General features: G+C 74.9%; 11 protein-coding genes. 9 read left to right on the top strand and 2 right to left on the bottom strand.

Annotated features, from left to right (window positions below; translation table 11 throughout):
- The first annotated feature begins 427 nt into the window (after window positions 1-427).
- The 9 genes from O7622_RS12695 (at window position 428) to O7622_RS12655 (ending at window position 11,149) form a co-directional block, all read left to right on the top strand.
- Complete coding sequence (locus tag O7622_RS12695) at window positions 428-2,176, top strand: ATP-binding protein (protein ID WP_282313530.1); 1,749 nt, start codon at window positions 428-430, stop codon at window positions 2,174-2,176.
- Window positions 2,177-2,187: 11 nt separating this feature from the next.
- Window positions 2,188-3,336 (top strand): exonuclease SbcCD subunit D, encoded by a 1,149-nt coding sequence (locus O7622_RS12690; protein WP_282313529.1) that lies wholly within the window; start codon window positions 2,188-2,190, stop codon window positions 3,334-3,336.
- Window positions 3,336-5,810 (top strand): SMC family ATPase, encoded by a 2,475-nt coding sequence (locus O7622_RS12685; protein WP_282313528.1) that lies wholly within the window; start codon window positions 3,336-3,338, stop codon window positions 5,808-5,810. Before O7622_RS12690 ends, O7622_RS12685 begins: the two co-directional genes overlap by 1 nt.
- Window positions 5,811-5,835: 25 nt before the next feature.
- Complete coding sequence (locus O7622_RS12680) at window positions 5,836-6,807, top strand: hypothetical protein (RefSeq protein ID WP_282313527.1); 972 nt, start codon at window positions 5,836-5,838, stop codon at window positions 6,805-6,807.
- Window positions 6,807-7,664, top strand: a complete 858-nt coding sequence (locus O7622_RS12675; protein WP_282313526.1) for a fused MFS/spermidine synthase — start codon at window positions 6,807-6,809, stop codon at window positions 7,662-7,664. The genes O7622_RS12680 and O7622_RS12675 overlap by 1 nt, the downstream gene beginning before the upstream one ends.
- A gap of 82 nt (window positions 7,665-7,746) precedes the next feature.
- A complete protein-coding gene (locus O7622_RS12670; protein ID WP_282313525.1) occupies window positions 7,747-8,445 on the top strand; it encodes a sigma-70 family RNA polymerase sigma factor in 699 nt (232 codons plus the stop codon).
- Window positions 8,442-9,221, top strand: coding sequence for a zf-HC2 domain-containing protein (locus tag O7622_RS12665; protein WP_282313524.1), 780 nt, complete (start codon window positions 8,442-8,444; stop codon window positions 9,219-9,221). The genes O7622_RS12670 and O7622_RS12665 overlap by 4 nt, the downstream gene beginning before the upstream one ends.
- Window positions 9,222-9,426: 205 nt before the next feature.
- On the top strand, window positions 9,427-10,083 hold the full coding sequence (locus O7622_RS12660) for a hypothetical protein (protein ID WP_282313523.1): 657 nt from the start codon (window positions 9,427-9,429) through the stop codon (window positions 10,081-10,083).
- A 151-nt stretch (window positions 10,084-10,234) separates the two neighbouring features.
- Complete coding sequence (locus O7622_RS12655) at window positions 10,235-11,149, top strand: DNA-3-methyladenine glycosylase 2 family protein (protein ID WP_282313522.1); 915 nt, start codon at window positions 10,235-10,237, stop codon at window positions 11,147-11,149.
- A 4-nt stretch (window positions 11,150-11,153) separates the two neighbouring features.
- On the opposite strand, the gene O7622_RS12650 is transcribed toward O7622_RS12655, so the two are convergent.
- Both O7622_RS12650 and O7622_RS12645 read right to left on the bottom strand, forming a co-directional pair.
- Window positions 11,154-11,675, bottom strand: coding sequence for a DUF1990 domain-containing protein (locus tag O7622_RS12650; protein WP_282313521.1), 522 nt, complete (start codon window positions 11,673-11,675; stop codon window positions 11,154-11,156).
- 138 nt (window positions 11,676-11,813) lie between these two features.
- Window positions 11,814-12,236, bottom strand: a complete 423-nt coding sequence (locus O7622_RS12645) for an SRPBCC family protein (RefSeq protein ID WP_282313520.1) — start codon at window positions 12,234-12,236, stop codon at window positions 11,814-11,816.
- Window positions 12,237-12,374: the final 138 nt, after the last annotated feature.

Raw genomic sequence — 12,374 nt, 5'->3', positions numbered from 1 at the left:
GGGACGGTACGGACCGGAAGCGGCGAATCCCAGGTGGGCAGGCGACGGGTGGAACTCCATGGGTGCCATAGGCCCGCGGAGACACCCGTGGTGTTCCACCGAGCGGCCGGGCCGGGCCGGACAGCACCGCGCCTCGCCGCGCCGGACCGCATCTCGGACCACCCGACGGCATCGCTGGCGGTCATCGGGCGGGCCGCCCGGGAGCCTGCGGCGCCGGCCCCGCAGCGGCGGGCGGCGGGCGGCGCGGCGGCCGGAGGGGTGAACGTGGAGGAAACGCACGCATCGTGATCGGGCGAATCCGGGTGGCTACCGTTCGGCGCACGGGTGACGTGGCGTCCGCCGCGTCGCGTGGCAACCTGTCGCATCCCTCGGGCAGGATGCACGACGTGCACCGCCAACGGTACGACCAGCCGACCGGAGACCGCCGATGACCGACGATCAGCTCGACGGGTCCGGCGAGGGTGTGGGCCGGGTGCTCGGCACCGCCGACGCCACCCCGCTCACCTTCTGGACGGCTGTCGCGCCGGGCAGCTACCTGCAACTCGACGACGTGGTGGTGACGCGCCGCGACCTGCCCGACCGTGAGCCGGTGACGATCGCCGGGGTGGTGACCCAGGTGCGCGCCCGGCACGAGGGCGCGCAGTTCGACTCCGACGTCTTCGCCATCGCCGACGGCACGCTGCCGGCGCAGGTGCAGGAGGCGGCCGAAGTGACCACCACGCGGGTCGACCCGGAGTTCTACGTGCCGCCCACGCCGGGCGCGGTGGTGCACCGGGCCGAGGGTGACGCGCGGGCGCGGGCGTTGCACTTCGACCGGATGGAGCGGCGGATCCCGATGGGGATGGGCCGCGACGGCGTGCCGGTCTATCTCAACGCCGACTTCCTCGACGGCACCCGGGGCGCGCACGTGTCGATCTCCGGCATCTCCGGCGTCGCCACCAAGACGAGCTTCGCCACGTTCCTGCTCTACTCGGTGTTCCGCTCCGGCGTGCTGGGCGGCGACGCGGTCAACGCCAAGGCGCTGATCTTCAATGTGAAAGGCGAGGACCTGCTCTTCCTCGACCACCCGAACAGCCGGCTCGACGACCCGACCCGGGCCGCGTACGCGAAGCTGGGCCTGGACGCCGGCGCGTTCCCGGACGTGCGGGTGTACGCCCCGCCGCGGGTCGGCGACTCCTCCGGCACGCCTGATGTGAGCAGCCGGCTCACCGGCGTGGACAGCTTCTACTGGACGCTGTCCGAGTTCTGCGCCGACCGGCTCCTGCCGTACGTGTTCGCGGACGCGGACGACGAGCGCCAGCAGTACACGATGGTGGTCCACTCGGTGGCCGCCCACCTGGCCCGCTACGCCCAGCCGGCCGACGGCGGGGTGAGCATCGACGGGGTGCGGCTCGGCTCGTACGCCGATCTGGTCGACCACGTGGTCGAGCAGCTCAACGACGACGAGACGCGCGGCGAGTGGGCGGGCAGCGCGGTCGGGCTGGGCACCGTGAACGCGTTCGCCCGGCGGCTGATCGGCAGCAAGAAGGACCTGGGCCGGCTGATCCGCGGTGACCTGGCGACCCGCCGCCCGCACTCGATCAACACGGCGGAGAGCGCCCAGGTGACTGTGGTCGACCTGCACAACCTGCCGGACCGCGCGCAGCGGTTCGTGGTCGGCGTGACGCTCAAGAGCGAGTTCGAGCGCAAGGAGAAGGCCGGCACCGCCAAGCCGCTGCTGTTCGTCGTGCTCGACGAGCTGAACAAGTACGCGCCGCGAGAGGGCTCGTCGCCGATCAAGGAGGTGCTGCTCGACATCGCCGAGCGGGGCCGCTCGCTGGGCGTGATCCTGGTCGGCGCGCAGCAGACCGCGAGCGAGGTGGAACGGCGGATCGTCACCAACTCGGCGATCCGGGTGGTGGGCCGGCTCGACCCGGCCGAGGCGTCCCGCCCGGAGTACGGGTTCCTGCCGCCCGCCCAGCGGCAGCGGGCGCTGCTGGCCAAGCCGGGCACGATGTTCGTCAACCAGCCCGACATCCCGGTGCCGCTCTGCCTGGAGTTCCCGTTCCCGGCGTGGGCCACCCGGGTCTCGGAGGCGGGCCGCGCGCCCTCGGAGACGCTACGGTCGATCACCCAGGCCGCCGATCCGTTCGCGGTGGTCGGCTCCGGCTCCTCCGACGACGACATCCCGTTCTAGGCGGCACCCAGATGAAGATCCTGCACACCTCCGACTGGCACGTCGGCAAGGTCCTCAAGGGGCAGTCCCGGGCCGAGGAGCACAAGCAGGTCCTCGCCCAGGTCATCGAGATCGCCCAGCGCGAGCGGCCGGACCTGGTGATCGTCGCCGGTGACCTCTACGACACCGCGGCGCCCACCCCGGAGGCGACCCGGCTGGTCACCCGGGCGCTCACCGCGCTGCGGCGCACCGGGGCCGACGTGGTGGCGATCGGCGGCAACCACGACAACGGGGCGGCGCTGGACGCGCTGCGCCCGTGGGCCGAGGCCGCCGGGATCACGCTGCGCGGCAGCGTCCGGGACAACCCGGACGAGCACGTCGTCGACGGGGTCACCGCCGGCGGGGAGCGCTGGCGGCTCGCCGCGCTGCCGTTCCTGTCCCAGCGGTACGCGGTGCGCGCGGTGGAGATGTACACGCTCACCCCGGCCGAGGCCAACCAGACGTACGCCGACCACCTGGGCCGGGTGCTGGACCGGCTCGCCGAGGGGTTCACCGAGCCGGACCGCGTGCACCTGGTCACGGCGCATCTCACAGTGGTCGGGGCGAGCACCGGCGGCGGTGAGCGGGACGCGCACACAGTGCTCGGGTACGCCGTACCGGCCACGGTCTTCCCGGGCAACGCGCACTACGTGGCGCTGGGTCACCTGCACCGCTCACAGCGGGTCGTCGGCCCGTGCCCGATCCGCTACAGCGGCAGCCCGCTCGCCGTCGACTTCGGCGAGCAGGAGAACGTCGGCTCGGTGACGATCGTGGAGGTCACAGCCACCACCGCCGCCCGCATCCGCGAGGTGCCGGTGCCGGGCGCGGTGCCGCTGCGCACGGTACGCGGCACGCTCGCGCAGCTCGCCGAGATCGAGCCGCCGGAGGGGTGGCTGCGCGTCTACGTCCGCGAGCAGCCCCGGGCCGGGCTGCGCGAGGAGGTGCAGGAGCTGCTGCCCCGGGCGCTGGAGATCCGGATCGACCCGGAGCTGGTGCCCGCGCCGGGCAGCGGCACACGGACCGCCCAGCGGGCGGGCCGGTCGCCGGGCGAGTTGTTCGGCGACTACCTGGACAGCCGCGGGCACGCCGACGAGGGTGTCCGGGAACTCTTCGACGAGCTGCTCGAGGAGGTGGAGCACTGATGCGGCCGATGCGGCTGGACATGGCCGGGTTCACGGTGTTCCGCGACGAGACCACAGTCGACTTCACCGACGCGGACTTCTTCGCGCTGGTCGGGCCGACCGGTTCGGGCAAGTCGACTGTGCTCGACGCGATCTGCTTCGCGCTCTACGGCACCGTGCCGCGCTGGGGCGGCGCCCGGGGGCTGGCGAACGCGCTGGCGCCGTCGGCGACCGAGGCGCGGGTCCGGCTGGTCTTCGAGTCCGCCGGGGACCGCTACGTGGCGACCCGGGTGGTCCGGCGCGACGGCCGGGGCACCGTGAAGACGGCCAACGCCGGTCTCCAGCTCATGCCGCCGGGGTTCGACGTCACCAAGCTCGACACCGGGCTCAGCCCGGAGGATCTGGGCGAGGTGGTGGCGGGCACCCCGGCCGAGATGGAACAGGCGGTGCTCGACGCGGTGGGGCTGCCGTACGAGCAGTTCACCTCCTGCGTGGTGCTGCCGCAGGGGCAGTTCGCCGACTTCCTGCACGCCAAGCCGGCCACCCGCCAGCAGATCCTGGTGAACCTGCTCGGGCTGGGCGTCTACGAGGAGGTGCAGAAGAAGGCGGTCGAGCGGGCCGGGCAGGCCGAGGCGAAGCTGGAGACTGTCGACAAGATGCTCGGCGGGCTCGCCGACGTCGACGACGAGAGCCTGGCCGCCGCCCGGGAGCGGGTGGACGCGATGCGGGAACTGGCCGCAGCGGTCGCTGCCGCCGTACCCGAATGGGAGCGGGCCCGTGCGACGGCGGGTGAGCGGGCCGCGGCGCTGGCCGCCCTCGACGCCGAGCTGGGTGTGCTGGCCGGGGTCCGGCCGCCGGAGGGCACCGCCGAGCTGGCGCGGGCGGTGGCGCAGGCCCGGGTCGCCGCCGACGAGGCGGCGGGCGCGGTCGGGCTGGCCGAGGAGCGCGAGGAGAAGCTGCGCGGGGAGCTGGCCGCCGCCGGTGACGAGAGCGCGCTCCGGCTGCACCTGAAGGCGTACGCGGACCGGGACCGGCTGACCGCGGAGGCGGCGACGGTCCGCGCGGCTGTGGACGCGGCGCGGACCGAGCACGACGCGGCGGTGGAGGCGCTGGCGGCGGCGCGGGCGGACGCGCACTGGGCCGAGGCGGAGCTGGAGTCGGCGTTCCGCGCGCACGAGGAGGCGAAGGCCGCCGACCAGGCGGTGGCGCTGCGGGCGCACCTGGTCGGCGGCGCGCCGTGCCCGGTGTGCGAGCAGACCGTCACCACGGTGCCGGTGGTGCCGAAGGGTTCGGCGGTGAGCCGGGCGATCGAGGCGGGCAAGGCGGCGCGGGCGGCGAGCGAGGCGACCAAGCGGGTGGTGCAGGAACGCGACACCGCGGCCCGTGACCTGGACCGGGTGCTGCTGCGCGCCCGGACCCAGCACGACCAGCTCGGCGCGCGCCTGGCCGAGCTGGACGAGCAGCTCGCGGACGCGCCCGCGCCGGAGCGGCTGCGCGAGTCGCTGGCCGAGCACGCGCGGCTGCGGACCGCGCTGGAGGAGGCGGCCGGCGCGGTGCGGGCCGGCCGGGAGGCGGCCCGGCGGGCGCGGGGCGCACTGGACTCCGCGCAGGAGCGGCTGCGCCGGGCCTGGCGTGACTTCGACGCGGTACGCGACGGGCTGGCCCGGTTCGGGCCGCCGGCCGCCGACCGGGACGACGTGGCGGCGGCGTGGGCGGCGCTGGCCGGCTGGGCCGGCGAGCAGGCGCAGGCGCGGCGCGCGGAGCGGGACGGGCTGGCCGACTCGGTGGAGGCGGCGCAGCGCGCCGCGGCCGAGGTCGCCGACGGGATCGCCGCGTTGTTCACCGCCGCCGGGCTGGACGCCCCGCGGGACGCGCCGCGCGACGTGGCGGTGGCTGTGGAGCGGGCCGAGGCGGAGTTGCGCCGGCTCGACGAGCGCCGCGAGCAGGCCGCCGAGCTGCGGGAGCAGCGGGCCGGGCACGAGCACGAGGCGCGGGTGGCGCGGGCGCTCGCCTCACACCTGCGGGCGAACAACTTCGAGCGCTGGCTGCTCACCGAGGCGCTGGACCTGCTCGTCGACGGCGCGTCGGGGATCCTGCGGGAGCTGTCCGGCGGGCAGTACGACCTGGTCCACGACAAGGGTGAGTTCTTCGTGGTCGACCACCACGACGCCGGGCTGCGGCGCGGGGTGCGAACGCTGTCCGGCGGGGAGACGTTCCAGGCGTCGCTGGCGCTCGCGCTGGCGTTGTCCGAGCAGCTCGCCGGCATGTCCACCACCGCCGCGAGCCTGGAGTCGATCGTCCTGGACGAGGGTTTCGGCACGCTCGACGCGGCGACGCTCGACACGGTCGCGGCGACGCTGGAGAACCTGGCCGCCCGGGGCGACCGGATGGTCGGCGTGGTCACCCACGTGCCGGCGCTGGCCGAGCGCATCCCGGTCCGGTTCGAGGTCCGCAAGGACGCGCGGACGGCCCGCGTGGAACGGACCGGCCTGTGACCGGCACGGGCCGGCGGAGCCCCGCATGACCGGGCCGTCGCCGGCGTTCTTCGTCGACGCCTGGGATCCGGCGTACGGGGCGTCGTTCGAGGCGGCGGGCGGGTCCGGGCCGGCCGCGCCGAGCAGCGCCCAGGTCGACGCCGACGTCGAGCTGCCGGCCACCGGCTGGCGGGCGATCGGCCCCCGTGCGGGTGTGCGGGCACCGGACGTGGTGCTGCTCGTCGACGGGGTACGCCGGATCGACGCCAGCGTCTGGACGGCCGAGGAGGACGGCGGCTCGTTCCCCGGCATCGCCGCCTCGTACGCGGCCGGTGTGGTCCGCTGCGACCTCGACCGGGGCGCCGCCGAGATGGCCGGTTCCCGGGTGGGCCGTGGCCTGTTCACCGCGAGCCCGTCGGCGCAGGACGTGGTCGCCGGGACGGTCCGCTACCCGGTGCACCGGGTCAGCGGCACCGGTGAGCTGAGCAAGCTGCCCGCGGCGGTGCAGGCGCCGCTGACCGCGCTGGAGGTGGCCGTCTCCGACGCGGTACGCACCGACGGCGACCTGCTGGTGGTGGACGGTCCGCTGCGCAGCCGGCGGAACCTGCCACGCACGCTCGGGTACATCAAGACGCAGCACAGCCAATACCTCGACGCCCGGCTGACGGCTGTGGTGACCGGGCTGGCGCCGGGCGAGCGGTGCCCGGTGTTCCGGCTGGGCACGGCCTGGGGCGGCTGGTCGTGGTATCTGCGGCTGCCGGTGCGCGCCGGCGCGCCCTGGGCGGGCATCGTGCGGGTGGAGTGCTCGGCCGACCTGACCGTGCCGGAGGCGATCGCGCTGGCCGACCTGTCGCTGGTGACGCTGCCCCGGTTCGCCTCCACCCCGTACAAGGATCCGCGCGCCCCGCAGAACCTGGTCCCGATCGCCGGGCTGGAGCGCCGGCTGCGCGGGATGCTCGGCGACGCGCGGCTGCTGCACCGGGTGCTCACCGTCGCGGCGCGCGGGATGCGGCGCTGATGGGCCGGCGACGTGACTCCGACCGGGTGACCGCCGACGTCGACACCGGCCGGGCCGAGCTGGTGCCGGACGCCGACCGCCCGGGCTCGTGGACGCTGCTGCTGGACGGCGCGCCGCAGTCGCACGTGGACCTCGACGATCCTTCGCACCTGGAGTTCGAGTACGTCCGGCGGCTGGCCGCCGCGCTGGACCTGGTCGCGCCGGCCGGGGCTCCGCTGCGGGTGCTGCACCTGGGCGGCGGCGCGCTGACCCTGCCCCGCTACGTGCAGGCCACCCGGCCCGGTTCGACGCAGCGGGTGTCCGAGGTGGACGGCGCGCTCGTCGAGCTGGTCCGCCGCGAGCTGCCCTGGCCGTCGGATCCGCGCCTGAAGGTCCGGGTGGCCGACGCGCGGGCGACGCTGACGTCGAGCCGGGACGGCGCGTACGACGTGATCGTGGCCGACGTGTTCGCCGGCGCCCGTACCCCCGCGCATCTGACGTCGGTGGAGTACGCCGCCGAGGTGGCCCGCGTGCTCGCGCCCGGCGGCAGCTACCTGGCGAACGTGGCCGACGGGCCGCCGCTGCGGCACGCCCGCGCCCAGGTCGCGACGGTGCGTACCGTGCTGCCCCGGGCCTGCCTGGTCGGCGACGCGGCGGTGCTGCGCGGCCGTCGCTACGGCAACCTGGTCCTGGTGGCGTCCCGGGCGGAGCCGCCGGTGCCGGAGCTGACCCGGCGGGCGGCGGGTGACTGGTTCCCCGGCCGGGTGCTTGCCGGCGCCGAGCTGGACCGGTTCACCGGCGGCGCGGCGGTGGTCCACGACGCGGACGCCGTCGACTCCACTCCCCCACCGCCGGGAATTTTTTCGGTCAGACGTTGATCCGATCGGCTGATCGCTGCGTATCCCCGGGCGGCCATGCCCGTGGGGGGCCGGCTGATGTCATTGGACAGCGGAGGTCTGCATGCATGCGGTGGCGGCCGGCTGGCACGGCGAGGTGGCGCGGCCCGGGTGGATGTTCGCCCGGGCACAACCACACTCGCGCGCCTCGCGTTCGGGCCGGGGGGTCGACGCCCGGTCCACCGATCGCCAGAATGACCCGGTGCCGCCGCGACCCGCTCCCGGACGCCACCAGGCGACCTCCGCCGAGGCCAGCCACTCCGACCAGCTGATCCGCCTGCTGTACGCCGAGCACGCCGGCCCGCTGCTGATGTTCGTGATGCGGCTGACCGGCGGGGACCGGCAGCGCGCCGAGGACATCGTGCAGGAGACGCTGCTGCGGGCCTGGCGCAACGCGCACCGGCTCGGCGTGCAGGGCCAGGGATCTCTGCGCCCCTGGCTCGTCACAGTGGCCCGGCGGATCGCCATCGACGAGCACCGCAGTGAGCAGGCCCGCCCGCCCGAGACGTACGACCGGGATCTGACCATGTTCGCCGAGTCGGACAGCACCGACCGGGTGCTGCGCACGATGACCGTAGCGGACGCGCTGCGTACGCTGAGCCAGTCGCACCGGGAGATCCTGGTGGCGACGTACTTCCGGGGGCGCACCGTGCCGGAGGCGGCCGAGGAGCTGGGGCTCCCGCTCGGTACCGCCAAGTCACGGGTCTACTACGCGCTGCGCGCGCTGCGCACGGCTCTGCAGGAGAGGGGGGTGACCGAATGAGCCGGGCCGATCACATGGACGTCGCCGCGTACGCGCTCGGCGTGCTCGACGCGCAGGACGCGGAGCGGTTCGAGGAGCATCTGGCCACCTGCTGGGCCTGCGCTGCGGAACTGGAGACGATGGTCCCGGTGGTGGGACTGCTCTCCGGCATCGACGGCGAGGCGATGGCCGCGCTGGAGCAGACGCACACCGATCCGGCGCTGCTGGACCGGACGCTGATGGCGGTACGGCGGGACCGCCGTCGTACCCGGGTGCGGCAGTTGCTGGCGACAGCGGCGGCCGTGGTGGTGTTCGGCGGCGCGAGCGCGGCGGCGGCCGGGATGCTCGGCGACGATCCGGCGCCGCCGCAGGCGGTGCCGACGCAGGCCGCGCCGTCCGTGGCGCCGAGCGGCGAGCCGGGCAACCCGAACGACCCGGGCGTCGGCGGGCCGGAGGAGATCGAGGGCGAGCAGCACAACGCGACCGACCCGGGGACCGGCGTGCAGACCACGATGTGGCTGGCCCGCAAGGAGTACGGCACGCAGATCGGGGTGCTGCTCAGCCGCCTGCCGGGGCCGCGCACGTGCCGGCTGGTGGTGGTCCGCAAGAACGCCACGAGCGAGGTGATCTCCACCTGGTCGGTGCCGGGCGGCGGCTACGGGACGAACCAGAACCAGCTTCCGCTGCAGCTGAGCGCGTCCACCTCGGCAACGGTGAGTGACATCGACAAGCTCCAGGTGCAGTCGGTCGACGCGAACGGGGTGGCCAGCACGCTGGTGACCGTGGACGACATCTGATCGGTGGTGCCGACGGCGCCGGGTGGCTCGGCCACCCGGCGCCGTCGTGTCGTGTCCGGGCCGACGGACCCCCTCGTGCTGACGCACGCACGCCGGTGTCCATCGGTTCAATCGGTCCACTGTGAAATGTGCCACCCTTGCGGGTTCAACCTTGACAGCGCTGCGGCCGTACTACTCGGCGAACTGCCAAGAACGAGGAGGGCACGTGGCACACCACAAGCGGACGACCGTCATCGTCGCGAGCGCGATGGTCGCACTTACGGCCTGCGCCCCAGCAGGCTACAACGGGGCGAACTCGGGCGCGGCCGAGCCGGTCGCCGTAGCCGCGGCCGAACCCACCGCGGCGGCCGAGCCGGAGGCGTCGGCGGCTCCCGAGGAGCCGGTGGCCGACAAGGCGCCCCCGTCCAACGTGAAGATCACCGACGAGCTGGTCGGCAAGAAGCTGCCCCGGATGGGCCGCGTCGTCACCGACCAGGACGGCTGGGTGCTGTACCGGTTCGACAAGGACTCCGACGACCCGCCGCAGTCCAACTGCGTGGACAAGTGCGCCGAGGTGTGGCCGCCGTCGCTCACCGACGGCAACCCGCAGCTGCGCGGCGTCTCCGACGACAAGGTCGGCACCATCACCCGCCAGGACGGCACCCGGCAGCTCACCATCGGCGGCTGGCCGGTCTACCGCTACATCGGCGACAAGAAGCCCGGCCAGTGGAAGGGCCAGGGCGTCGGCGGCACCTGGTTCGTGGTCGACCCGAACGGCAAGAAGAACCTGACCTGCCTGCCGACCGGCACGCCCAAGGCGGTCGCGCCGCCCGCGGCGGGCAGCTCGGGCAGCTCCGGCGGCGGCTCGGACTACTCGTACTGACACCGCAGGACACGGTGACCGGTCGCCGCCGGGGAGGGCGCGGCCGGTCACCGTCGCGAACCCGGGAGGCGGGCCGCACCGGCATCGGCCCGCCTCCCGGCACGCGGGGCGTGCCCGGCGTCACTGCCGGGTCGCGTGGCAGAGTGGCCTGGTGACCTCGCCCGACGCCCGCCGTACGCTGCGCCCGCCGGCCGGCTACCGGCTGGCCGCCTCGGTGCGGGCGCTCATGTTCAGCCCGTACGACCCGTGCGCGCGGATCGCCGCCGGCACGTTCTGGTGGGCCACCCGCACCCCGGACGGCCCGGCCACGCTGGCGCTGCGCCCGTCCGCCGGCGACCTGCTGGCCGAGGGGTACGGCCCGGGCGCGGCCTGGGTGACCGACCGGGCCGACCGGATCGCCGGGCTCTGCGACGACCTGACCGGGTTCGCCGCGCTCGCCGGTACGCACCCGCTGGTGGCCCGGCTGGCCCACACGCACCACGGGCTGCGGATGCCCGCCACCGGGCAGATCTTCCCCCGGCTGCTGCGGGCGGTCTTCGAGCAGAAGGTCACCGGCAAGGAGGCGTACCGGGCGTACGCCGCCACGGTGCGGCACTTCCGGGAACCGGCGCCCGGTCCGCTGCAACCACTGCTGCTGCCGCCGGGGCCCGCCGCGGTGGCGGCCACGCCGTACTGGGTGTTCCACCCCTTCGGGGTCGAGCAGCGGCGCGCCGACACGCTGCGCCGCGCGGCGGCCGTCGCGGACCGGCTGGAACGCTGCGCCGACTCGGCGGAGGCCACCCGGGGGCTCACCGCCGTCCCCGGCATCGGGCCGTGGACCGCCGCCGAGGTGGTGCGCATCGCGTACGGCGACGCGGACGCGGTGAGCGTCGGCGACTACCACGTGCCGAACACCGTGGCGTGGGCGCTCGCCGGTGAGGCGCGCGGCGACGACGCCCGGATGCTGGCGCTGCTGGAGCCGTTCCGGGGGCACCGAGGCCGGGTGTGCGTGCTGCTGGAGGCGGCAGGCGTCCAGGCACCGAAGTACGGTCCGCGCGCCCCGATCCGCTCCTTCGCCCGCTACTGACCGGTCAGCGCCGCGGGCACAGCCGCCGCAGTGTGCGCCCCAGCCACCAGGCGTACGTCCGCTGGAAGCCCAGCACGACCGGCCCGCCGGCCCGCACGTACCAGTGGGCGGGGCGGCTGAACGCGGTCACCTCGAACCAGACGCCGTCGGCGCCCCGGGTCACCAGGAACGCCTCCTCACCGACCTCCGGATGCCCGGGCAGCGTGCCGTAGCCGAACCCGGCCCGGTCCGGCTCGTCCACCGTCCAGACCACCTCGGTCGGACCCCACAGCCGCACCGGGCCGACGCCCAGCCCCGGCGTGACACGTACCCCGGGTGCCGCGCGCGGCGCGTCCGCGCGCATCACCACGCCGGCGGCGCGGTGCAGCCGCCAGCCCAGCACCGCGTCCGCCGCCACCGGGAAACCGCCGTCCGGCAGCCGGACCCGGTGGCGCAGGTGGTGGTAACCGTCCGGCAGGGCGCCGTAGCGGGTCGCGCCCACCTCCGGGTACGTCAGCTCCGGCACGCCGGTCACCTCCTCGTTCACGGGAACACCCGCCAGGGTACGGCCGCACCGAAGAGCTGTGGTGAGGCGAACCTGCCCGGTACCCGCGGCGCGGCTACCGGGTAATGGCGCGCCGGCCGGACGAGAGCGGCAACCGGCTCGCGGTGCTGGGGAAGACGGTCAGTCCCGCTCGCAGCGGTGCCTGAGCCCGTCCGCCTCCTGCCGCAGGTAGCGGCGCATGATCGAGCCGCCGAGCAATCCGATCAGGCCGGCCAGCGGGCCGCTCTGCACGAGGGCCAGCTCGGCCCGGGTCCGCCCGTCGCCGAGCGCGACGAGCCGGTGCTCACCCCGGCTGCGCACGCCCGGGCTCGCCGACTCCCAGGCGAAGGAGTACGGCGGTTCGATCTCGGTGACCCGCCACACCGCCGGACGCAGCCGCGGCTGCTCCAGCCGGACGGTCGAGCCGAGCGCCAGCGGACCGGGCTCCAGCCGCCGGGCCGCGGTGACCGAGGGCGTCCACTCCGGCCAGCGCTCCACGTCGGTCTGCACCGCCCAGACCCGGTCGATGCCGGCGGCGATCTCGGCGGACTCCACGAACCGCATCGGCGTTCCTCCCCGTGGCCGCGTCAGCTCAGGCTACGCCCGCGTGCTCCTCCCCCGCTCCCCCTCCCCCTTCCCCCAGCACAGAAGGAGATCTTGGACAGTTGTCGTGCGGAGCTAACAAGAACTGTCCAAGATCTG

Source organism: Micromonospora sp. WMMD1076 (assembly GCF_029581475.1).
In the GTDB taxonomy this organism is placed as follows: Bacteria; Actinomycetota; Actinomycetes; order Mycobacteriales; family Micromonosporaceae; genus Micromonospora; species Micromonospora aurantiaca.
The sequence above is the reverse complement of the archived record's forward strand: the minus strand, read 5'-3'. Positions and strand labels throughout refer to the sequence as shown.

Coding starts and splice junctions, on each gene's coding strand:
- O7622_RS12670 (WP_282313525.1), top strand. CDS start 7,747: ATGCATGCGGTGGCGGCCGGCTGGCACGGCGAGGTGGCGCGGCCCGGG.
- O7622_RS12695 (WP_282313530.1), top strand. CDS start 428: ATGACCGACGATCAGCTCGACGGGTCCGGCGAGGGTGTGGGCCGGGTG.
- O7622_RS12690 (WP_282313529.1), top strand. CDS start 2,188: ATGAAGATCCTGCACACCTCCGACTGGCACGTCGGCAAGGTCCTCAAG.
- O7622_RS12680 (WP_282313527.1), top strand. CDS start 5,836: ATGACCGGGCCGTCGCCGGCGTTCTTCGTCGACGCCTGGGATCCGGCG.
- O7622_RS12685 (WP_282313528.1), top strand. CDS start 3,336: ATGCGGCCGATGCGGCTGGACATGGCCGGGTTCACGGTGTTCCGCGAC.
- O7622_RS12675 (WP_282313526.1), top strand. CDS start 6,807: ATGGGCCGGCGACGTGACTCCGACCGGGTGACCGCCGACGTCGACACC.
- O7622_RS12665 (WP_282313524.1), top strand. CDS start 8,442: ATGAGCCGGGCCGATCACATGGACGTCGCCGCGTACGCGCTCGGCGTG.
- O7622_RS12645 (WP_282313520.1), bottom strand. CDS start 12,236: ATGCGGTTCGTGGAGTCCGCCGAGATCGCCGCCGGCATCGACCGGGTC.